Here is a 21720-nt window from a genome sequence, read left to right on the forward strand (position 1 = left end):
GCTCGAAATCTGAGAGCATTCGGCCGTACCCGGCCCAGGTTTCCGCCTCGGCCCGACCAGGCCACGCACTTTGAGGACGAAAGTTTCCATTTGTGAGTGAGACAACGCATGACGGCAGGGTTGTGGTGAGCGACCGTCCGTCGCCCGACGACGGGCTCTCCGCCACGGAACTGGCCGCCAAGTACGGGCTCGCCGTGAGCGGCGCCCGGCCCGGACTCGTGGAGTACGTCCGCCAGATGTGGGGGCGGCGTCACTTCATCCTGGCCTTCTCCCAGGCCAAGCTCACCGCGCAGTACAGCCAGGCCAAGCTCGGCCAGCTGTGGCAGGTGGCCACCCCGCTGCTCAACGCGCTGGTGTACTTCCTGATCTTCGGCCTCATCCTGGGTGCCGACCGCGGCATGCCCCGTGAGGTGTACATCCCGTTCCTGGTCACGGGTGTGTTCGTGTTCACCTTCACCCAGAGCTCGGTGATGGCGGGCGTCCGCGCGATCTCCGGCAACCTCGGCCTGGTGCGCGCCCTGCACTTCCCGCGCGCCTCGCTGCCGATCTCCTTCGCGCTCCAGCAGCTCCAGCAGCTGCTGTTCTCGATGATCGTGCTGTTCTGCGTGGCGGTCGGCTTCGGCAGCTATCCGTCCCTGTCCTGGCTGCTGATCGTCCCGGTGCTGGTGCTGCAGTTCCTGTTCAACACCGGCCTCGCGCTGATCATGGCCCGTATGGGCTCCAAGACGCCGGACCTCGCGCAGCTGATGCCGTTCGTGATGCGGACCTGGATGTACGCCTCCGGCGTCATGTTCTCCATCCCGGTGATGCTGGAGGACCACCCGAAGTGGATCGCCGACGTCCTCCAGTGGAACCCGGCCGCGATCTACATGGACCTGATGCGCTTCGCGCTGATCGACGGCTACGGCTCGGAGAACCTGCCCCCGCACGTGTGGGCGGTCGCCGGCGGCTGGGCGGTGCTGATCGCGCTCGGCGGTTTCGTGTACTTCTGGAAGGCGGAGGAGAGGTACGGCCGTGGCTGAGTCACTGATCCCCACCGTCGTCGCGGACGAACTGCACATCGTCTACCGCGTCAACGGCGCCAAGACCGGCAAGGGCAGCGCCACCGCCGCGCTCAGCCGCATCCTCAAGCGCGGCGAGGAGCGGGGTGTCCGCAAGGTGCACGCCGTCAAGGGCGTCTCCTTCGTCGCCTACCGCGGCGAGGCCATCGGCCTGATCGGCTCCAACGGCTCCGGCAAGTCCACCCTGCTGCGCGCGATCGCGGGTCTGCTCCCGGCGGAGAAGGGCAAGGTCTACACCGACGGCCAGCCCTCGCTCCTCGGCGTCAACGCCGCCCTGATGAACGACCTCACGGGCGAACGGAACGTCATATTGGGCGGCCTCGCGATGGGCATGTCCCGCGAGCAGATCAGGGAGCGCTACCAAAGCATCGTCGACTTCTCCGGCATCAACGAGAAGGGCGACTTCATCACCCTGCCGATGCGCACCTACTCCTCCGGCATGGCGGCCCGGCTGCGCTTCTCCATCGCGGCGGCCAAGGACCATGACGTCCTGATGATCGACGAGGCCCTCGCCACCGGCGACCGCGCGTTCCAGAAGCGGTCCGAGGCCCGCATCCGTGAGCTGCGCAAGGAGGCCGGCACGGTCTTTTTGGTCAGCCACAACAACAAGTCCATCCGCGACACCTGCGACCGCGTGCTGTGGCTGGAACGCGGCGAACTGCGCATGGACGGCCCGACGGACGAGGTCCTGAAGGAATACGAGAAGTTCACGGGCAAGTAGGGCCCCCGGCCCGACACGACCCGGGCCCCACCGGAACTGTTCCGGTGGGGCCCGGCGTCTGCAAGGGATACCGGGGAGCGGCGTCGCGCAAAGGGAAACGCCAACTTCGGCAAGGACCGTGTCAACTCCGGCCACCCATAGGAATCTTGGGGGCAATCGGTGCGTTCTTGTGATGTGCAGGACACCCCGACGGAGCATGGTGCGTTGTACAACGTAAGCTGTAACGGTGCCGAATCGCGGCAAGTGGGTCCATAATGCGCGACACCCGGCATCCGCCGCAGACGCCGCCCACTGGGCGGCGTGTCCGAAATAGTGCGAATTGGGTCGGCAGTGTAGAACGGGAGATGTGACGGCCATGGCTCTGAAGACTCCCCAGCTCAACCACGCTTCTGCCGTGCCCGCGCCGGGTGACGAGCGGTGACCGAAACCGGGACGGCGCGCACCGGTGACCCGGAGCGCGACACCCTCGACAAGGCCGGGGCCGAGAACTTTCCCGTCGCCCCGTTCTTCCTGCCCCGGACCTGGCGCGAGGACCTCATGGCCGTCTACGGCTTCGCCCGCCTCGTCGACGACATCGGTGACGGCGACCTCGCCCCCGGCGGCGCCGACGCCCGTCTCCTCGGCGTCCGCCCGCGGGACGCCGACGACCGGCTCCTCCTCCTCGACGCCTTCGAGGCCGATCTCGCCAGGGTCTTCGACGGCACCCCGGGCCACCCGCTGCTGCGCCGCCTGCAGCGCACGGTCCGCGGCCGCCGTCTCGCCCCCGAGCCGTTCCTCGCCCTGATCGCCGCCAACCGCCAGGACCAGCTGGTCAAGCGGTACGAGACCTACGACGACCTGCTCGCCTACTGCGCGCTGTCCGCGAACCCCGTCGGCCGGCTGGTCCTCGCCGTCACCGGCACCACCACCCCCGAGCGGGTCCGGCACTCCGACGCGGTCTGCACCGCGCTGCAGATCGTCGAACACCTCCAGGACGTCGCCGAGGACCTGGGCCGCGACCGGATCTACCTTCCGGCCGCCGACATGAAACGTTTCCACGTCCAGGAGGCCGATCTCGCCGCACCCACCGCGGGCGCGTCGGTGCGCGCGCTGATCGCGTACGAGGCGGAACGCGCCAGGAACCTCCTGGACGCCGGCACCCCCCTCGTACGAAGCGTCCACGGCAGACTGAGGCTGCTCCTCGCGGGGTTCGTGGCGGGCGGCAGGGCGGCCCTGCACGCGATCGCCGCCGCCGAGCACGACGTACTTCCCGGCCCGCCCAAGCCCGGCAGGCTCCGGCTGCTGCGCGAGGCGGGCGCGACCCTGCGAGGAGAGGGGTGATCCGGACCGTGGAGTCGGAACCACGCACGTCCGCGCCGGTACTCGCCGCCTACAGCTACTGCGAGGCCGTCACCGGACAGCAGGCGCGTAACTTCGCCTACGGCATCAGGCTGCTGCCGACGCCCAAGCGCCGCGCGATGTCCGCGCTGTACGCCTTCTCCCGGCGCGTCGACGACATCGGTGACGGCGCGCTCGCGGTCGAGGTCAAGGCGGCCCGGCTGGAGGAGACCAGGACGCTGCTCACCCGGGTCCGGGACGGCTCGGTCGACGAGGACGACACGGACCCCGTCGCGGTCGCCCTCGCCCACGCCGGGACCGCCTTCCCGATCCCGCTCGGCGCGCTCGAAGAACTCATCGACGGCGTCCTCATGGACGTACGCGGCGAGCACTACGAGACCTGGGACGACCTGAAGGTCTACTGCCGCTGTGTGGCCGGATCCATCGGGCGGCTCTCGCTCGGCGTCTTCGACGCCGAACCGGGGGCGCGCGGCGCGGAACGCGCGCCCGAGTACGCCGACACCCTCGGACTCGCGCTGCAACTGACCAACATCCTCAGGGACGTTCGCGAGGACGCGCAGGGCGGCCGTACCTACCTGCCCACCGACGACCTCGCGAAGTTCGGCTGCTCGGCCGGGTTCGCCGGGCCGCTCCCGCCGGCCGACTCCGACTTCGCGGGTCTGGTGCACTTCGAAGTGCGCCGGGCCCGCGCCCTGTTCGCCGAGGGCTACCGGCTGCTGCCGATGCTCGACCGCCGCAGCGGCGCCTGCGTCGCGGCCATGGCCGGCATCTACCGCCGGCTGCTGGACCGCATCGAGCGCGAGCCGGAGGCCGTCCTGCGCGGCCGGGTCTCGCTGCCCGGCCGGGAGAAGGCGTACGTAGCCGTGCGCGGCCTCTCCGGTCTCGACACCCGCCACGTGTCGCGCCGTACCGTCAGGAGGCGCGTCTGATGGACAATTCACTCAGGGGTGAATCCATCGGGGAAAAGTGGTACGCAACCCTCCGCGGCACCGTGGCGTCCCTGACTGCGACGGACCGCCGCGGCTGGATGCGACACCCCGGCGGACCGGCAGGGGAGGGTGCACGATGACGGACGGCGCACAGCCCGGGGGACCACCCGACGGGCACCGTACGGGCCGGACCCCCGGCACGGCCGTGGTGGTCGGCGGGGGACTGGCCGGTGTCACCGCCGCGCTCTCGCTCGCCGACGCCGGTGTCCGGGTCACCCTCCTGGAAGGGCGGCCCCGCCTCGGCGGACTGGCCTTCTCCTTCCGGCGCGGCGACCTGACCGTCGACAACGGACAGCATGTGTACCTGCGCTGCTGCACCGCCTACCGCTGGTTCCTCGACCGTGTCGACGCGGCGGCGCTCGCGCCCCTGCAGGATCGTCTCGACGTGCCCGTTCTCGACGCCGGGGGCAGGGCCGGGCGACGGCTGGGCAGGCTGCGGCGCGACGCGCTGCCCGTCCCCCTGCATCTGGGACGCAGCCTCGCCACCTACCCCCACCTCTCGCTCGCCGAGCGCGCGCGGGTGGGGCGCGCCGCACTGGCGCTCAAGGCGCTCGACCCCGCCGATCCCGCCCTGGACGCACGGGACTTCGGCGGCTGGCTGGCCGCGCACGGCCAGTCGGCGCGGGCCGTCGAGGCGCTGTGGGACCTCGTGGGGGTCGCCACCCTCAACGCGGTCGCCCAGGACGCCTCCCTCGGGCTCGCCGCGATGGTGTTCAGGACGGGCCTGCTGTCCGACCCGGGCGCGGCCGACATCGGCTGGGCCCACGTCCCGCTGGGCGAACTGCACGACGGGCGAGCCCGCAAGGCGCTCGACTCGGCGGGCGTGCGCACCGTGCTCCGCGCCCGCGTCACGTCCGTCTCCCCCAGGGAGGACGGGAGCTGGAGGGTCGAGACGCCCGGCGAGAGCCTGGACGCCGACACGGTCGTCCTCGCCGTACCGCAGCGCGAGACGTACGACCTGCTGCCCGCGGGAGCGCTCGACGAGCCCGGACGGCTGCTGGAGATCGGCACCGCGCCGATCCTCAACATCCACGTCGTGTACGACCGCAAGGTGCTGAGCCGGCCGTTCTTCGCGGCGCTCGGCTCGCCCGTGCAGTGGGTCTTCGACCGGACGGGGGCGTCCGGGCTGCGCGAGGGCCAGTATCTGGCGCTGTCGCAGTCGGCCGCCCACGACGAGATCGACACCCCCGTGTCCGCACTGCGCGAGCGCTATCTGCCCGAGCTGCAACGGCTGCTGCCCACCGCGCGCGACGCGCGGGTGCGGGACTTCTTCGTGACCCGGGAGCGCACGGCGACGTTCGCTCCCACCCCCGGCGTCGGACGGCTCAGGCCCGGCGCCCGCACCAAGGCACCCGGCCTGTACCTGGCCGGAGCGTGGACCGCCACCGGGTGGCCCGCGACCATGGAGAGTGCGGTCCGCAGCGGCATCGGCGCGGCGGACGCCGCCCTCGCCGCGCTGGGCCGGCCCCGGGACCACCTCTTCGACTTCGAGGAGGCCGCGTGACGCTCGAAGCGCACCGGGGCGGTTCCCGCACTCTCGGTACCACGAACACACCGACATCTGGAGAGACTGTGCCCACTGTGCCCCCGGCCGTGACGGCCGCTGCGAGGACCGCGGTGGACGTGACCGCGCTCCTGGAGCGCGGGCGGACCCTGGCCACCCCCGTGCTGCGGGCGGCCGTCGATCGCCTGGCGCCCCCCATGGACACCGTCGCCGCCTACCACTTCGGCTGGATCGACGCCCACGGCAACCCGGCGGACGGCGACGGCGGCAAGGCCGTACGTCCCGCTCTCGCCGTCATGTCCGCCGAGGTCACCGGCGCCGCACCCGAGGCCGGCATCCCCGGCGCGGTCGCGGTGGAACTGGTGCACAACTTCTCGCTGCTGCACGACGACCTGATGGACGGCGACGAACAGCGCCGCCACCGCGACACCGTCTGGAAGGTCCACGGCCCCGCCCAGGCCATCCTCGTCGGCGACGCCCTGATGGTCCTCGCCAACGAGATCCTCCTCGAACTGGGCACCGCCGAGGCGGCCCGTGCCACCCGCCGTGTCACCACGGCGACCCGGGCGCTCATCGACGGTCAGGCCCAGGACATCTCCTACGAGCACCGCGAGCGGGTCACCGTCGAGGAGTGCCTGGAGATGGAGGGCAACAAGACCGGCGCCCTCCTCGCCTGCGCCTGCTCCATCGGGGCCGTCCTCGGCGGCGCCGACGACCACACCGCCGACACCCTGGAGAAGTACGGCTACCACCTCGGGCTCGCCTTCCAGGCCGTCGACGACCTGCTGGGCATCTGGGGCGACCCGGTCTCCACCGGCAAGCAGACCTGGAGCGACCTGCGCCAGCGCAAGAAGTCCCTGCCGGTCGTCGCCGCCCTCGCGGCCGGCGGACCGGCCTCGGAGCGGCTCGGTGAACTCCTGGCCGCGGACGCCAAGGCCAGCGACTTCGAGAACTTCTCCGAGGAGGAGTTCGCCGCGCGCGCCGCCCTCATCGAGGAGGCGGGCGGCCGGGAGTGGGCCGTCCAGGAGGCCCGCCGCCAGCACACGATCGCCATCGAGGCGCTGGACTCGATCCGGATGCCCGAGCGGGTCCGGGACGAGTTCGCGGCCCTCGCCGACTTCGTCGTCGTACGGAAGAGATGACCACCCTCACCCAGGAGTCGACCCTCATCGGTCGAATAGCCCTCGCGTAGTCGCCGGCCGGTGCCCGTCACCGGACACGCACCGGCCGACGGCTGACCCACCGCAGAGAGATCCGTCCACTGCACGAAGGGGAAGCCATGACAGCGACGACCGACGGAAGCACCGGGGCCCTGCCGCCCCGCGCCCCCTCGGCCAGCGACACCGACCACGGCACCCCTGTGGCGGCAGGGGTCCAGGAGGCGGCCCTGCACGCCGTGAGGCGGGCCACCGACTTCCTGCTCTCCCGGCAGGACGCCCAGGGCTGGTGGAAGGGCGACCTGGAGACCAACGTCACCATGGACGCCGAGGACCTGCTGCTCCGCCAGTTCCTGGGCATCCGCGACGACGAGACCACCCGGGCCGCCGCCCTCTTCATCAGGGGCGAACAGCACCCGGACGGCACCTGGGCCACCTTCTACGGCGGCCCGCCCGACCTCTCGGCCACCGTCGAGGCGTACGTCGCGCTGCGGCTGGCGGGCGACGACCCGGCCGAGCCGCACATGGCGCGGGCGTCCGCGTGGATCCGGGCGCGGGGCGGGATCGCCGCCGCCCGGGTCTTCACCCGCATCTGGCTGGCCCTGTTCGGCTGGTGGAAGTGGGACGACCTGCCGGAGATGCCGCCGGAGATCGTGTACTTCCCCACGTGGATGCCGCTGAACATCTACGACTTCGGCTGCTGGGCCCGCCAGACGATCGTGCCGCTGACCGTGGTGTCGGCGAAGCGCCCGGTGCGGCCCGCGCCGTTCCCGCTCGACGAACTGCACACCGACCCGGGGCGGCCGAACCCGCCCAGACCCCTGGACCCGCTGGGCAGCTGGGAGGGCGCCTTCCAACGGCTCGACAGGGCCCTGCACGGCTACCGCAAGGTGGCATGGAAGCGGCTGCGCCGGGCGGCCATGAACAGAGCGGCCCGCTGGATCGTCGAGCGCCAGGAGAACGACGGCTGCTGGGGCGGCATCCAGCCGCCCGCCGTGTACTCGGTCATCGCGCTGCACCTGCTCGGCTACGACCTGGAGCACCCCGTGATGCGGGCCGGGCTGGAGTCCCTCGACCGGTTCGCCGTGTGGCGCGAGGACGGGGCGCGGATGATCGAGGCGTGCCAGTCCCCGGTGTGGGACACCTGCCTCGCCACCATCGCCCTCGCCGACGCCGGGCTGCCCGCCGACCACCCCCAACTGGTCAAGGCCGCCGACTGGATGCTCGGCGAAGAGATCGTCCGCCCCGGCGACTGGTCGGTGAAACGGCCCCAACTCCCGCCCGGGGGATGGGCGTTCGAGTTCCACAACGACAACTACCCCGACATCGACGACACCGCCGAGGTCGTCCTCGCACTGCGCCGGGTGCGGCACCACGACCCCGAGCGCGTGGAGAGGGCCGTCCGGCGCGGGGTGCGCTGGACCCTGGGCATGCAGTCCGGGAACGGGGCGTGGGGCGCGTTCGACGCCGACAACACCAGCCCGTTCCCCAACAGGCTGCCGTTCTGCGACTTCGGCGAGGTCATCGACCCGCCGTCCGCCGACGTCACCGCGCACGTGGTGGAGATGCTCGCGGCGGAGGGCCTGTCCCACGACCCGCGCACCCGGCGCGGCATCGAGTGGCTGCTCGCCGAACAGGAGCCCAGCGGAGCCTGGTTCGGCCGCTGGGGCGTCAACTACGTCTACGGCACCGGGTCGGTGGTCCCCGCCCTGGTGACCGCGGGGCTGCCCGCCGCGCACCCCGCGATCCGCCGGGCCGTGGCCTGGCTGAAGACCGTGCAGAACGACGACGGCGGCTGGGGCGAGGACCTGCGTTCCTACCCCGACCCCGCCGAATGGGGCGGCAAGGGCGCCTCCACCGCCTCCCAGACCGCGTGGGCGCTGCTCGCGCTGCTGGCGGCGGGGGAACGGGACACCAAGGCCGCCGAACGCGGCGTCGAGTGGCTGGCCCGTACCCAGCGGGAGGACGGCTCCTGGGACGAGCCGTACTTCACCGGCACCGGCTTCCCCTGGGACTTCTCGATCAACTACCACCTCTACCGGCAGGTCTTCCCGCTCACCGCGCTCGGCCGCTACGTCCACGGCGAGCCGGCCGTCCTGAAGCCCGGGAAACGCTGATGACCGCGCCCTCCGCCCCGGCCCCGCTGCTGATCGCCTGCGCGCTCGGCATCGAACGGCTCGCCCTGCGCAGCGGCGACCGGGGCGGCGCCGGAGGCCCGGTCACCGTCCTGCGCACCGGTATGGGGCCGAGGGCCGCCGAGCGGTCCGTCACCCGGGTGCTCGCCGACCCGGGGCTGCGTGACGCGGCCGTGCTGGCCACCGGGTTCTGCGCCGGACTCGCGCCGGGCATGCGGCCCGGCGACCTGGTCGTCGCCGAGGAGACCTGGGGACCCGGCGGCGCCGTCACCCGCTGTGTCTCCTCCCGGCGCCTGGTCGAGGAGGTGGAGCGCGCCGTGCCCGGACGCGTGGTCCACACCGGCCCGCTCACCGGATCCGACCATGTCGTACGCGGTCAGGAACGGTCCGATCTCTACGCGACGGGCGCACTCGCGGTCGACATGGAGTCGGCCGTCACGCTCCACTGCGCCGTGCGATCGGGCGCACGCCCGGTTGCGGCCGTCCGGGTGGTCGTGGACGCTCCAGAACATGAACTGGTCCGGATCGGCACGGTACGCGGTGGAATATCGGCTTTCCGCGTTCTTCGTGCCGTCCTTCCCGCTTACTACGAATGGCACCGTTCCTTGCTGCTCCCCAGGAGGTGAGCCAGATGGCCATGCCGCTCCGCCAGTCCATCAAGGTGGCGACGTATCTCGCTGAACAGAAGCTCCGCAAGCGGGAGAAGTTCCCGCTGATCGTCGAGCTGGAACCGCTCTACGCCTGCAACCTGAAGTGCGAGGGCTGCGGCAAGATCCAGCACCCGGCGGGTGTGCTCAAGCAGCGCATGCCGGTGGCGCAGGCCGTGGGCGCCGTCCTGGAGTCCGGTGCGCCGATGGTGTCGATCGCCGGCGGCGAACCCCTGATGCACCCCCAGATCGACGAGATCGTGCGGCAGTTGGTGGCGAAGAGGAAGTACGTGTTCCTGTGCACCAACGCCCTGCTGCTGCGCAAGAAGATGGAGAAGTTCAAGCCCTCGCCGTACTTCGCGTTCGCCGTGCACATCGACGGTCTGCGGGAGCGGCACGACGAGTCGGTCGCCAAGGAAGGCGTGTTCGACGAGGCCGTCGCCGCCATCAAGGAAGCCAAGCGGCGCGGCTTCCGGGTGACCACCAACTCGACCTTCTTCAACACCGACACCCCGCAGACCATCATCGAGGTCCTCAACTTCCTCAACGACGACCTCCAGGTCGACGAGATGATGATCTCCCCCGCCTACGCCTACGAGAAGGCCCCCGACCAGGAGCACTTCCTCGGTGTCGAGCAGACCCGCGAACTGTTCAAGAAGGCGTTCGCCGGCGGCAACCGCCGCCGCTGGCGGCTCAACCACTCGCCCCTGTTCCTCGACTTCCTGGAGGGCAAGGTCGACTTCCCGTGCACGGCGTGGGCGATCCCCAACTACTCCCTCTTCGGCTGGCAGAAGCCCTGCTACCTGATGAGCGACGGGTACGTCACCACGTACCGGGAACTGATCGAGGACACCGACTGGGACGCCTACGGCCGGGGCAAGGACCCGCGGTGCGCCAACTGCATGGCGCACTGCGGCTACGAGCCGACCGCCGTCCTCGCCACCATGGGCTCGCTGAAGGAGTCCCTGCGCGCCATGCGCGAGACGGTCTCCGGGAACGGGGGGTGACGCGGTGAGCGCCGTGTCGCTGGGTGTGCCCGAGGTGCCGGTCCGGCCGATCGCCGAGCGGCGCGTGTCGCGAGGCATCCGGGTCGGGTCGGTGGCGGTCGGGGGCGGGGCCCCGGTCTCGGTGCAGTCGATGACGACGACCCGTACGTCGGACATCGGCGCCACCCTGCAGCAGATCGCCGAGCTGACGGCGTCCGGCTGCCAGATCGTCCGCGTCGCCTGCCCCACGCAGGACGACGCGGACGCCCTCCCCGACATCGCCCGCAAGTCGCAGATCCCGGTGATCGCGGACATCCACTTCCAGCCGAAGTACGTGTTCGCGGCGATCGAGGCCGGCTGCGCCGCCGTCCGCGTCAACCCGGGCAACATCAAGCAGTTCGACGACAAGGTCAAGGAGATCGCGCGGGCGGCGAAGGACCACGACACCCCGATCCGGATCGGGGTCAACGCCGGCTCGCTCGACCGGCGGCTGCTCCAGAAGTACGGGAAGGCGACGCCCGAGGCGCTGGTGGAGTCCGCGCTGTGGGAGGCGTCGCTGTTCGAGGAGCACGACTTCCGGGACATCAAGATCTCGGTCAAGCACAACGACCCGGTCGTGATGATCGAGGCGTACCGGCAGCTGGCGGCCCGGTGCGACTACCCGTTGCATCTGGGGGTCACCGAGGCCGGTCCGGCGTTCCAGGGCACGATCAAGTCCGCCGTCGCCTTCGGGGCGCTGCTCGGCGAGGGGATCGGCGACACGATCCGGGTGTCGCTGAGCGCTCCGCCGGTAGAGGAGATCAAGGTCGGCATCCAGATCCTGGAGTCGCTGAACCTGCGGCAGCGGCGGCTGGAGATCGTCTCGTGCCCCTCGTGCGGACGGGCGCAGGTCGATGTGTACCGGCTGGCGGACGAGGTGTCCGCCGGGCTGGAGGGCATGGAGGTCCCGTTGCGGGTCGCGGTCATGGGCTGCGTCGTCAACGGGCCCGGGGAGGCGCGCGAGGCGGACCTGGGGGTCGCCTCCGGCAACGGAAAGGGGCAGATCTTCGTGAAGGGCGAGGTCATCAGGACCGTGCCCGAGTCGAAGATCGTGGAGACCCTCATCGACGAGGCGATGAAGATCGCCGAGCAGATGGAGCGGGACGGCGTCGCGTCGGGGGAGCCGGCGGTCACCGTGAGCTGACAACACGGGCTGAGAGAGCACGGATCGAGAGGGGGCCCGACGTGACGATTCTGGAGAGCATCCGGCAACCGCGCGACCTGAAGGCGCTGACCGAGGCGGAACTCGGTGAACTGGCCGAAGAAATCCGGGGGTTCCTGGTGCACGCGGTCGCCAGGACCGGCGGTCACCTGGGGCCCAACCTGGGGGTGGTGGAACTCACCGTCGCGCTCCACCGGGTCTTCGAGTCGCCCACCGACCGCATCGTCTGGGACACCGGTCACCAGAGCTATGTGCACAAGCTGCTGACCGGCCGTCAGGACTTCTCCAAGCTGCGTGGCAAGGGCGGCCTGTCCGGCTATCCCTCGCGCGAGGAGTCCGAGCACGACATCGTCGAGAACAGCCATGCCTCCACCGCCCTCGGCTGGGCGGACGGCCTCGCCAAGGCCCGCCAGGTACTGGGGGAGCGGGGCCACGTGGTCGCGGTCGTCGGCGACGGCGCGCTCACCGGCGGCATGGCCTGGGAGGCGCTCAACAACATTGCGGCCGCCAAGGACCGACCCCTGATCATCGTGGTCAACGACAACGAGCGCTCGTACTCACCGACCATCGGCGGCCTCGCCAACCACCTGGCCACCCTGCGCACCACCGACGGCTACGAGCGGGTCCTCGCCTGGGGCAAGGAGATGCTGCTGCGCACCCCGGTCGTCGGCAAGGAGGTCTACGAGGCGCTGCACGGCGCGAAGAAGGGCTTCAAGGACGCGTTCGCGCCCCAGGGCATGTTCGAGGACCTGGGCCTCAAGTACGTCGGCCCGATCGACGGACACGACACCGGGGCCGTCGAGTCGGCGCTGCGCCGCGCCAAGCGCTTCCACGGCCCCGTCCTGGTGCACTGCCTGACGCAGAAGGGCCGGGGGTACGAGCCCGCGCTCGCCGACGAGGAGGACCACTTCCACACGGTCGGCGTGATGGACCCCCTGACCTGCGAGCCGCTCGCGCCGGCCGGCGGACCGTCCTGGACCTCGGTCTTCGGCGACGAGATCGTCCGGATCGGGGACGAACGCGAGGACGTCGTGGCCGTCACGGCGGCCATGCTCCACCCGGTGGGACTCGGCAGGTTCGCGGAGAAGTTCCCCGACCGGGTGTGGGACGTCGGGATCGCCGAGCAGCACGCCACCGTGTCGGCGGCCGGCCTCGCCACGGGCGGCCTGCACCCCGTCGTGGCCGTCTACGCGACCTTCCTCAACCGGGCCTTCGACCAGCTGCTGATGGACGTGGCACTGCACCGGTGCGGGGTCACCTTCGTCCTGGACCGCGCCGGCGTGACCGGTGTCGACGGTGCGTCGCACAACGGCATGTGGGACATGTCCGTCCTCCAGGTCGTACCCGGGCTGCGGATCGCCGCCCCGCGTGACGCCGAGCAGCTGCGGACACAGCTGCGCGAGGCCGTCGCGGTGGACGACGCCCCCACGCTGATCCGGTTCCCGAAGGAATCCGTGGGGCCGGAGATCCCGTCCCTGGAGCGAGTGGGCGGCATGGACGTCCTGCACCGCTCCGACGCGCCGGAGGACCCGGCGGTCCTGCTGGTCGCCGTCGGCGTGATGGCGTCGGTGTGTCTGCGGGCCGCCGAGCTGCTCCAGGCACGGGGCATCGGCTGCACGGTCGTCGACCCGCGCTGGGTCAAGCCCGTCGACCCCGCGCTGCCGCGGCTCGCCGGCGCCCACCGCCTGGTGGCCGTCGTGGAGGACAACAGCCGGGCCGCCGGGGTCGGTTCGGCGGTCGCCCTCGCCCTGGGCGACGCCGAGGTCGACGTGCCCGTACGGCGGTTCGGGATTCCGGAGCAGTTCCTCCCGCACGCCAAGCGCGGGGAGGTGCTGGCCGACATAGGGCTGACGCCGGTCGAGATCGCCGGCCGGATCAGCGCCTCGCTGGCCGCCGGCGGGGGCGAGGCGGCGAAGGGGGACCTGTCCGGGGCCGGGCCGTCCGGGGCCGGACCCTCCGTGGCCGAGCCGTCCGAGGAGAAACCACGATGACCACCCTGGAACCCGCTGCCACCGAGGAGTTCGACCTCGGCAGACTCCTGGCCGAACGCGGCGCCGAGCGCTACGAGCTGCACGCCCGGCATCTCAATCACCAGCTCCCGCGGATGCTGCACACCATCGGCTTCGACAAGGTCTACGAGCGGGCCGAGGGCGCCTACTTCTGGGACGCGGACGGCAACGACTACCTGGACATGCTCGCCGGGTTCGGGGTGATGGGGCTCGGCCGCCACCACCCCGTGGTCCGCAAGGCCCTGCACGACGTGCTCGACGCCCAGCTCGCCGACCTGACCCGGTTCGACTGCCAGCCCCTGCCCGGCCTGCTCGCCGAGAAGCTGCTCGCCCACAGTCCCCACCTGGACCGGGTGTTCTTCGGCAACAGCGGCACGGAGGCCGTCGAGACCGCGCTGAAGTTCGCCCGGTACGCCACCGGCAGGCCACGGGTCCTCTACTGCGACCACGCCTTCCACGGACTCACCACCGGCTCGCTCTCCGTCAACGGCGAGGACGGCTTCCGGGACGGCTTCGCACCACTGCTGCCCGACACGGCCCTGCCGCTCGGCGACCTCGACGCGCTGGCCAGGGAGCTGAAGAAGGGCGATGTGGCCGCCCTCGTCGTCGAGCCCGTCCAGGGCAAGGGCGTGCACGAGGCGCCGCCCGGCTATCTGCGCGCCGCCCAGGAACTGCTGCACCGGCACAGGGCGCTGCTGATCGTCGACGAGGTGCAGACCGGGCTAGGGCGGACCGGGGACTTCTACGCCCACCAGCACGAGACCGGGGTCGAGCCCGATCTGGTGTGCGTGGCGAAGGCGCTCTCCGGCGGCTATGTGCCGGTCGGCGCCACCCTCGGCAAGGAGTGGATCTTCAAGAAGGTCTACTCGTCCATGGACCGCGTGCTCGTGCACTCGGCGAGCTTCGGCTCCAACGCCCAGGCAATGGCCGCCGGCCTCGCCGTCCTCTCCGTCATGGAGAACGAGCGGATCGTGGCGAACGCCCGGGCCACGGGCGAGCTGCTGAAAGCCCGGCTCTCGGCGCTGGTCGACAAGTACGAGCTGCTCAGCGACGTACGCGGCCGGGGACTGATGATCGGCATCGAGTTCGGCAGGCCCAGATCACTGAAGCTGCGCAGCCGCTGGACGATGCTCCAGGCGGCCCGCAAGGGGCTGTTCGCCCAGATGGTCGTCGTACCGCTGCTGCGACGGCACCGCATCCTCACCCAGGTCTCCGGCGACCATCTGGAGGTGATCAAGCTGATCCCGCCCCTGATCGTCGGGGAGCGGGAGGTGGACCGCTTCGTCGAGGCGTTCACCGAGGTCATGGACGACGCGCACAGCGGCGGCGGACTCATGTGGGACTTCGGCAGGACGCTGGTGAAACAGGCGGTGGCCAACCGCTAGAGAGGGGCCGGGTGGAGGTGCGGTCCGGTGAAGGTGCGGGCCGGGTGGAGGGGCTGCCGGTGTCGGGGGCGGCTCTTTGCCTCTGAGGCAAGGGATTTGCCGCTGAGGCAAAACTCCGGCTGAATGGAGGCATGAGCCCCTCCGAGGGTACGCACCCTCCCGAGCCCCCGGCGGACGAGGCGCTGCCCGCCGTCGCACCGCAGCTGCGGGCCCTGCGCCGCCGGGCCTCCCTCACGCTGGAGGCCGCGGCCCGCGCCGCCGGCCTCTCGCCCGCGCACCTCTCCCGACTGGAGACCGGTCGGCGTCAGCCCTCGCTGCCGATGCTGCTCACCCTGGCCCGCGTCTACGGCACGACGGTCTCGGAGCTGCTCGGTGAGACCGTCGCCGAGCGGGACGCCGTGCTGCGCGCCGGCGACACCGAGCCCACCCGGGCCGGCGGCTGGACGTACTGGCAGGCGGGCGCGCCCGGGCGCGGGATGCAGGCGCTGCGTGTCCATGTGCCGCACGGCTCGCAGGGCGACATCGTGCGGGTGCATCCCGGGGAGGAGTGGCTCTACGTCGTGACCGGGCGGCTGCGCCTGCGTCTCGGCGACACCGCGCATCTGCTCACGCCCGGTGACAGCGCCCACTTCGACTCGCTGACCCCGCACCGCATCGCCGCCGCCGACCAGGACGGCGCCGACCTCCTGTTCGTCCACACCCTGCTGCAGAGCCCGGCCGCCGCGCTGTGCCTGGGGCCGATCACTCCCGGAGAGACGCCATGACCGACCTGGAAGAGAAGTTCCCCCGTGCCCTGTGGGTGCGGCTGATCATCTACATCGCGGTCGGCCATGTCTTCGCGGCCTTCATCTATCTGCTGTTCGAACTGGGCGCCCGGCAGTAGCCGCTCGCCCGGTCCTAGTCGAGCAGACGCTCGCGCAGCCGCTCGCGGGTCCGCGGGGTCACCTTCAGACCCTGCTCCAGATACGTGTCGACATCGCCCCAGGTCTCCTCAAGGGTGTCGAGGGCCGCTTGGAGGTATTCGGCGCGAGCGTCGAAGAGAGGGCTCAGCAGCTCCATGATCTCCGGGGACCAGGCACTCTTGGAGGTGCTGCTGCGGTGCACCTTGTAGCGGCGGTGCTTGGCGTTCGACTCCAGGTAGTCGGTGACGACGGCCTCGCGCTCGACACCGAGGGCGAGAAGCGTGACGGCGACGGAGAGCCCCGCGCGGTCCTTGCCCGCCGCGCAGTGCATCAGTGCGGGCACACTGTCCTCGGCCAGAGCGTGCAGCACGCGGGAGTGCTCGGGCGTACGCTCCTTGATCATCTTCCGGTAGGAGGCGATCATCCGGCCGGCCGCCCTGCCGTCCCCCAACAGCGCGCGCAGCTGGTCCAGGTCGCCGTCGCGGACCATCTTCCAGAACTCGGCACCGTCCGCCGGGTCGCTCAGCGGCAGGTTCACATTGAGCACGCCGGGGAGCGTGACGTCCGGCCCCTCCAGCTTCTGGTCGGCCGCGTTGCGGAAGTCGAAGACGGTGTGCAGGCCCAGGGACGCGAGGAACGCCACGTCCTCGTCGGTGGCGTGCGCGAGGTGCCCGCTGCGGAACAGGACTCCGTGACGCACGCGGCGGCCGTCCACCGTCGGCAGACCCCCCACATCACGGAAGTTGCGCACTCCGGTCAGCTCGGGCTCGGTCGACGGGATCTGCTGCGTCACGGGGGCTCCCTCCCATCCGGCCGTCGGCGGCAATCGCCGGCGGGCACGCACTCCGCACTGAGGCGCGCCCTCGACGATACGACATGGGTGCATGGCCCCATGAGTTGTCCACAGGGGGTGCGGCGCACTCGTCCGCGGTTGTCCACAGGCCCCGTCGAGCACGCGGACCGACCTGCGATGATGTTTCCGCCTGATCGCACCTGATCGAATCTGTGGGGGCTTGATGTTGGACATCGGCGCAGACGGCCGGACCTGGATTCTCACCGGGCCCAGGAGCAGTTATGCCCTGCGGCTCACGGAGGACGGCGAGCTGCTGCATCTGCACTGGGGGCCGCGGATCGCGCTGGCCGACGCCGAGGAGCTGGCCGCCCGGCAGCGGTTGCCGTACTGGCCGTTCGAGGCCCCGGTCGACGGACACGAGGAGTACCCCGTCGAGGGCGGTCCCCGTTTCACCCGGCCCGCCCTGTCCGTGCGCACGGACGAGCGGCGCGGCACCGAGTGGACCTTCCGGGAGCACGAGGCCGAAGGCGACGAGCTGCGGCTGCGGTTCGCCGACGGCGGGCTCGGGATCACGCTGCACTACCGGCTGCGCGGCGACGTGATCGAGCGCTGGGTGACCCTGGTCAACGACGGGCCGGCGGTGGAGCTGCTGCGGGCGGACTCGGCGACCTGGACGCTGCCGACACGCGCGGAGGAGACCTGGCGGCTGTCCCAGCTGCACGGACGGTGGGCGGCCGAGTCCCGTCTCGTGCGAAGCGACCTCACCTACGGCGAGAAGGTCATCGGCAGTCGGCGCGGCCACACCGGGCACCAGCACCTGCCCTGGGTCGCCCTGGACACCGACGCCACCGAGGAACGCGGCGAGGTCTACGGCTGCGCCCTCGGCTGGTCGGGGTCCTGGCGGATCGCGGTCGCCCAGCTGCCGGACGCGCGTGTGCAGATCACCGGTGGCGCCGGGTACGACGAGTCCGGTCTGCTGCGGCTGGGGACGGGGGAGACGTTCACCACGCCCGTCTTCGCCGGACTGTGGAGCGACGGCGGCCACGGCGGGGCGAGCCGCGCCTGGCACGCGTACCAGCGGACGTACGTCATCCCGGACGCGGACCAGGACCGGCCGGTCCTCTTCAACTCCTGGGAGGCCACCGAGTTCGACATCTCCGAGGAGCAGCAGGGCGCGCTCGCGCGGCGTGCGGCGGCCATCGGGGTGGAGCTGTTCGTCGTGGACGACGGCTGGTTCGGGGCGCGGACGAGCGACCGGGCCGGCCTCGGTGACTGGACGCCCAATCCGGACCGCTTCCCGAAGGGGCTCAAGCCCCTCGCCGACTATGTGCACGCCCTCGGCATGCAGTTCGGTATCTGGGTCGAGCCCGAGATGGTCAACCCTGACAGCGAGCTGTACCGGGCGCATCCCGAATGGGTCCAGTTCCAACCGGGACGAAAGCGGACGGAGCTGCGTAATCAGCTCGTCCTCAACCTCGCGCGCGAGGACGTCCAGGAATACCTCTGGGAGAAACTGGACGCGCTCTTGTCCAGCGCGTCGATCGACTACGTGAAGTGGGACTTCAACCGCTGCTTCACGGATGCCGGCTGGCCCGGCGAGCCGTACCCGCAGAAGCTGTGGGTCGAGCACGTGCACGCCTACTACGCCCTGCTGGACCGGCTGCGGGCCGCGCACCCGGGGGTGGCCTTCGAGTCGTGCTCCGGAGGCGGCGGCCGGATCGACCTCGGGGTGATGGCCCGGACGGACCAGGTCTGGACGTCGGACAACACCGACCCGCTCGACCGGCTCGCCATCCAGCACGGCTTCAGCCAGATCCACCCGGCCCGGACCATGGCCGCGTGGGTCACCGACAGCCCGAACAACCAGCTCAACGGTCGCGTCAGCTCGCTGCGGTTCCGCTTCGTCAGTGCCATGGCGGGTGTGCTCGGGGTCGGTGGCGACCTCACCGAGTGGACCGAGGAGGAGCTGGCCGAGGCGGGGGAGTGGGTCGAGCTGTACAAGCAGATCCGGCCCGTCGTGCAGCGCGGTGATCTCCACCGGTTGCGGCCGCCGACGGGTGGGCTGAGCGCCGTGCAGTACGTCCACGGTGGCGAGGTCGTGGTCCTGGCCTGGCTCCAGGCCCAGCACTACGGCGAGCCGCCCGCCCCGCTCCGGCTGCGCGGGCTGGACCCGACAGAAACGTACGAGTGCCGCGAAACGGGCGAAGTGCATCGAGGGGCCGTGCTGTTGCATCACGGGCTGTCGACGGGGCTGCGCGGTGACTTCGATGCGACAGTTATCCGCCTGCGTCGCACTTGAGCGATCTGTCCGAAATGCAGCCTTAATTCCAACAAGCCCTGGAATAAAGCCTACTGGCACGTAGGGGCGTGAGCAGCGTCATATTCGTGACGTTCCGCTGTCGCCATGTGCACGTAATTCGTGCACGTTTCCAGGGCGGTTGGGAAATGGGCAGGACCAGTCTTTTACGGAGCGTGAGGGTGGATTGATGTAAGGATCAGGTAGGAAGGCACACAGGAAGTCCCAATGGTTGTCTCTGTGGGCACAAGTCGCTTACGTTCTGCGTCAATCCGGACGGACGCCCAATCCTGCCGCCGACCGGAGCCGCACACCGAACCGATCCACGGCAGGAGCGGGGGACCCACAGGAATCACCGCCTGTTCCGGTCTCCGGAAAAGGCTAGGGGTCAAGCCGTGCGCGAGCACGGCCGGACATCTCCAGTCCGCACCCGACAGCTCACCTCGCAGGCGCCGGAGAGGAATTCGCCATGCCCGCGAAGGGTAAGCACCGCCGTCCCAAGTCCCAGCGTTTCACCCGCTCGATCGCCGCCGCCGGGACCGGTGGTGCGGCGCTCGCACTGCCGCTGATCGGAGCCGCCGGCGCCCAGGCCGCCACCCCGGCGACCGCCGTGTCGGGTGTGTCCGAGAAGACGGCCACCATCGCCACCGAGCAGGCCGTGGCCGAGGCCGGTGCGCGGATCGCGCAGGCGGAGAAGTCCGCCCAGGCCGAGAGGACCGCCACCAAGAAGACGGCCAAGACCTACTCGGTGAAGGTCGGCGACTACCTCGCGAAGATCGCGGACGAGCAGGACGTCGAGGGAGGCTGGAAGCGCCTCTACTCGGACAACCGCGCGGCGATCGGCTCCGACCCGTCGCTGATCCACCCGGGGCTGAAGCTGTCCATCGGCGGGCAGGCCGCGGGCGGTACCTCGCAGTCGTCGAAGCCGCAGCTGTCGCAGTCGTCGAAGGCCGCCGAGTCGTCCGAGTCGTCGAAGTCCTCCGGCCCCTCGAAGCAGGAGTCCAAGGACACCCAGGCGTCGACCTCCACGTCGAACGGCCAGTCCTCGTCGGCCAACGGCTCCGGGTTCAGCCTGCCCATCCAGGGCGCCACCGTCGGCACCGCGTACAAGACCGCCGGCAGCATGTGGTCCAGCGGCTACCACACGGGCGTCGACTTCGTGGCCCCGACCGGCACCGCCCTCAAGGCCGTGGGCGCGGGCACCGTCGTCTCCGCCGGTTGGGGCGGCGCGTACGGCAACCAGGTCGTCATCAAGCTGGCCGACGGCTACTACGCCCAGTACGCCCACCTTTCCTCGATCTCCGTCTCCGCGGGGCAGTCCGTGAGCGGCGGTCAGCAGATCGGTCTCTCGGGCGCGACCGGCAACGTCACCGGGCCGCACCTGCACTTCGAGATCCGCACCACCCCCTCCTACGGCTCGGACCTCGACCCGCTGGCCTACCTCCGCTCCAAGGGCGTCAGCGTCTGAGGCTCCGCTCCTCGGTGATGTCGAAGGCCGGTCCCGCTCCGCCGGGGCCGGCCTTCGGCGTCGCGGTCCCGTACGGCGATCGCGTGTTGCGCCGTGTGTTGCGGTCGCGTGGCATGGCCGGCCGAAGCCTCGACAGGGGGTGGACGGGGCGACACAGTGATCTCCGTAAGCGCTTTCTACGCGGGCCCGTGCCCCGTGGCGCGTCGTCGACGGACAGGAGTGTCATGACCACCCGTAGAGCTTTCGGGGTTCTCGCGGCCGGTGCGGCCCTCGCGGCACTCGGCCCGGCCGGGACGGCGACCGCGCACACGCCCCGGCGCCGGGGCGGGCTGATCGCCGCCGACGACTTCCGGCACGGACTCGGGCACTGGGCGGTGGAGTTGGAGCGTGGCGGTGAGGTCACGGCCTCGCGGGGTGTGCTGGAGGTCGACGTGCCGGCCGGGGCCACGGTCTGGTTCCGGCGGCGGCTGGAAGGGCCGTACGCCGTCGAGTACACGGCCACTCCGGTCTCGGCGGGCGGGGCCAACGACCGGGTCTCCGACCTCAACAACTTCTGGAACGCCGTCGACGTGCGCTCGCCCGGTGATCTGTTCGCCACCCCGCGTGCGGGCGCGCTCGCCGAGTACGACCACCTGAAGACGTACTACGTCGGGTACGGCGCCAACACGAACACGACGACCCGCCTGCGCCGGTACATCGGTGAGCCGGGTGTGCGGCCGCTGATCCACGACTACACCGAGCCGCTGCTCGTCGCCAACGCGCCGCATCATGTGCGGATCGTGTCCGACGGGTCGAAGGTCCAGTGGTGGAACAACGGTCGGCTGGTGTTCGACTACGTGGATCCCGCGCCGTACACGCGTGGGCATTTCGCCTTCCGTACCACCTGGAGCCATTTCCGGATCGAGGACTTCCGGGTGTGGAGGTTGCGCGGTCGCCCTTGAGCGGCGGCGAGGGGGAGCGGGCTCGGGGACGGTGGGGTGCCGCCACCCCGACCTGCGGTATTCCGGGTTGACCAACACTTGATGCGTGGTCTATCTCACCGTCCGTCAAGCCCTTATTACGGTCGCGTAGGTCACATACGAAGGTGAATCATGGGCCGATGTGGCAGACGATTCGAATGACAGCAGA

19 protein-coding genes and 1 riboswitch are annotated in these 21720 nt (G+C 70.8%); of the genes, 18 read left to right on the forward strand and 1 reads right to left on the reverse strand.

Annotated features, from left to right (window positions below):
• Positions 1-92: 92 nt before the first annotated feature.
• The 15 genes from ACZ6BB_RS04450 to ACZ6BB_RS04520 all read left to right on the forward strand — a co-directional run bounded on the left by ACZ6BB_RS04450 (position 93) and on the right by ACZ6BB_RS04520 (position 16016).
• A complete protein-coding gene (locus ACZ6BB_RS04450; protein WP_471613811.1) occupies positions 93-1022 on the forward strand; it encodes an ABC transporter permease in 930 nt (309 codons plus the stop codon).
• Complete coding sequence (locus ACZ6BB_RS04455; protein ID WP_471613812.1) at positions 1015-1782, forward strand: ABC transporter ATP-binding protein; 768 nt, start codon at positions 1015-1017, stop codon at positions 1780-1782. The genes ACZ6BB_RS04450 and ACZ6BB_RS04455 overlap by 8 nt, the downstream gene beginning before the upstream one ends.
• Before the next feature lie 417 nt (positions 1783-2199).
• Entirely contained in the window at positions 2200-3102 is a 903-nt protein-coding gene (hpnC, locus tag ACZ6BB_RS04460) for a squalene synthase HpnC (protein WP_471613813.1), read from the forward strand.
• A complete protein-coding gene (gene hpnD, locus ACZ6BB_RS04465; RefSeq protein ID WP_471613814.1) occupies positions 3099-4049 on the forward strand; it encodes a presqualene diphosphate synthase HpnD in 951 nt (316 codons plus the stop codon). The genes hpnC and hpnD overlap by 4 nt, the downstream gene beginning before the upstream one ends.
• The gene (locus tag ACZ6BB_RS04470; RefSeq protein ID WP_471613815.1) at positions 4049-4189 is read left to right on the forward strand and encodes a DUF6380 family protein; all 141 of its coding nucleotides are present in this window, start codon (positions 4049-4051) and stop codon (positions 4187-4189) included. The genes hpnD and ACZ6BB_RS04470 overlap by 1 nt, the downstream gene beginning before the upstream one ends.
• The gene (hpnE, locus tag ACZ6BB_RS04475) at positions 4186-5613 is read left to right on the forward strand and encodes a hydroxysqualene dehydroxylase HpnE (RefSeq protein ID WP_471613816.1); all 1428 of its coding nucleotides are present in this window, start codon (positions 4186-4188) and stop codon (positions 5611-5613) included. Before ACZ6BB_RS04470 ends, hpnE begins: the two co-directional genes overlap by 4 nt.
• A 68-nt stretch (positions 5614-5681) precedes the next feature.
• Positions 5682-6755, forward strand: a complete 1074-nt coding sequence (locus ACZ6BB_RS04480) for a polyprenyl synthetase family protein (RefSeq protein ID WP_383892263.1) — start codon at positions 5682-5684, stop codon at positions 6753-6755.
• 137 nt (positions 6756-6892) lie between these two features.
• Positions 6893-8887, forward strand: a complete 1995-nt coding sequence (gene shc, locus ACZ6BB_RS04485; RefSeq protein WP_471613817.1) for a squalene--hopene cyclase — start codon at positions 6893-6895, stop codon at positions 8885-8887.
• Positions 8887-9531, forward strand: coding sequence for a phosphorylase family protein (locus ACZ6BB_RS04490; RefSeq protein ID WP_471613818.1), 645 nt, complete (start codon positions 8887-8889; stop codon positions 9529-9531). The genes shc and ACZ6BB_RS04490 overlap by 1 nt, the downstream gene beginning before the upstream one ends.
• A gap of 5 nt (positions 9532-9536) precedes the next feature.
• The gene (gene hpnH / locus ACZ6BB_RS04495; protein WP_471613819.1) at positions 9537-10559 is read left to right on the forward strand and encodes an adenosyl-hopene transferase HpnH; all 1023 of its coding nucleotides are present in this window, start codon (positions 9537-9539) and stop codon (positions 10557-10559) included.
• Between the two features lie 4 nt (positions 10560-10563).
• Complete coding sequence (gene ispG / locus ACZ6BB_RS04500) at positions 10564-11721, forward strand: flavodoxin-dependent (E)-4-hydroxy-3-methylbut-2-enyl-diphosphate synthase (RefSeq protein WP_471613820.1); 1158 nt, start codon at positions 10564-10566, stop codon at positions 11719-11721.
• 41 nt (positions 11722-11762) lie between these two features.
• Positions 11763-13730 carry a 1-deoxy-D-xylulose-5-phosphate synthase gene (gene dxs, locus ACZ6BB_RS04505; RefSeq protein ID WP_471613821.1) on the forward strand — a complete coding sequence of 656 codons (1968 nt, stop codon included), beginning with the start codon at positions 11763-11765 and terminating at the stop codon, positions 13728-13730.
• Positions 13727-15133: an aspartate aminotransferase family protein gene (locus ACZ6BB_RS04510; protein WP_471613822.1), complete on the forward strand. Its 1407-nt coding sequence runs from the start codon at positions 13727-13729 to the stop codon at positions 15131-15133. Before dxs ends, ACZ6BB_RS04510 begins: the two co-directional genes overlap by 4 nt.
• A gap of 131 nt (positions 15134-15264) precedes the next feature.
• Positions 15265-15897 carry a helix-turn-helix domain-containing protein gene (locus tag ACZ6BB_RS04515; RefSeq protein ID WP_471613823.1) on the forward strand — a complete coding sequence of 211 codons (633 nt, stop codon included), beginning with the start codon at positions 15265-15267 and terminating at the stop codon, positions 15895-15897.
• Positions 15894-16016, forward strand: a complete 123-nt coding sequence (locus ACZ6BB_RS04520; protein WP_059080090.1) for a DUF6126 family protein — start codon at positions 15894-15896, stop codon at positions 16014-16016. Before ACZ6BB_RS04515 ends, ACZ6BB_RS04520 begins: the two co-directional genes overlap by 4 nt.
• Positions 16017-16030: 14 nt before the next feature.
• On the opposite strand, the gene ACZ6BB_RS04525 is transcribed toward ACZ6BB_RS04520, so the two are convergent.
• Positions 16031-16828: a tyrosine-protein phosphatase gene (locus ACZ6BB_RS04525; protein ID WP_471613824.1), complete on the reverse strand. Its 798-nt coding sequence runs from the start codon at positions 16826-16828 to the stop codon at positions 16031-16033.
• 223 nt (positions 16829-17051) lie between these two features.
• Between ACZ6BB_RS04525 and ACZ6BB_RS04530 the strand changes: the two genes are divergently transcribed.
• From ACZ6BB_RS04530 to ACZ6BB_RS04540, 3 genes are all read left to right on the forward strand, one after another.
• Positions 17052-19127, forward strand: a complete 2076-nt coding sequence (locus tag ACZ6BB_RS04530) for an alpha-galactosidase (protein ID WP_471613825.1) — start codon at positions 17052-17054, stop codon at positions 19125-19127.
• Between the two features lie 305 nt (positions 19128-19432).
• Positions 19433-19589, forward strand: a riboswitch (cyclic di-AMP (ydaO/yuaA leader).
• Between the two features lie 4 nt (positions 19590-19593).
• Positions 19594-20592 (forward strand): M23 family metallopeptidase, encoded by a 999-nt coding sequence (locus ACZ6BB_RS04535; protein WP_471613826.1) that lies wholly within the window; start codon positions 19594-19596, stop codon positions 20590-20592.
• Positions 20593-20816: 224 nt separating this feature from the next.
• A complete protein-coding gene (locus tag ACZ6BB_RS04540; RefSeq protein ID WP_471613827.1) occupies positions 20817-21533 on the forward strand; it encodes a DUF6250 domain-containing protein in 717 nt (238 codons plus the stop codon).
• Positions 21534-21720: the final 187 nt, after the last annotated feature.

The sequence above is a fragment of the Streptomyces sp. NPDC041108 genome (genome assembly GCF_055592645.1).

Coding starts and splice junctions, on each gene's coding strand:
- ACZ6BB_RS04470 (WP_471613815.1), top strand. CDS start 4,049: ATGGACAATTCACTCAGGGGTGAATCCATCGGGGAAAAGTGGTACGCA.
- hpnE (WP_471613816.1), top strand. CDS start 4,186: ATGACGGACGGCGCACAGCCCGGGGGACCACCCGACGGGCACCGTACG.
- shc (WP_471613817.1), top strand. CDS start 6,893: ATGACAGCGACGACCGACGGAAGCACCGGGGCCCTGCCGCCCCGCGCC.
- ACZ6BB_RS04490 (WP_471613818.1), top strand. CDS start 8,887: ATGACCGCGCCCTCCGCCCCGGCCCCGCTGCTGATCGCCTGCGCGCTC.
- hpnH (WP_471613819.1), top strand. CDS start 9,537: ATGGCCATGCCGCTCCGCCAGTCCATCAAGGTGGCGACGTATCTCGCT.
- ACZ6BB_RS04510 (WP_471613822.1), top strand. CDS start 13,727: ATGACCACCCTGGAACCCGCTGCCACCGAGGAGTTCGACCTCGGCAGA.
- ACZ6BB_RS04515 (WP_471613823.1), top strand. CDS start 15,265: ATGAGCCCCTCCGAGGGTACGCACCCTCCCGAGCCCCCGGCGGACGAG.
- ACZ6BB_RS04520 (WP_059080090.1), top strand. CDS start 15,894: ATGACCGACCTGGAAGAGAAGTTCCCCCGTGCCCTGTGGGTGCGGCTG.
- ACZ6BB_RS04530 (WP_471613825.1), top strand. CDS start 17,052: ATGTTGGACATCGGCGCAGACGGCCGGACCTGGATTCTCACCGGGCCC.
- ACZ6BB_RS04535 (WP_471613826.1), top strand. CDS start 19,594: ATGCCCGCGAAGGGTAAGCACCGCCGTCCCAAGTCCCAGCGTTTCACC.
- ACZ6BB_RS04540 (WP_471613827.1), top strand. CDS start 20,817: ATGACCACCCGTAGAGCTTTCGGGGTTCTCGCGGCCGGTGCGGCCCTC.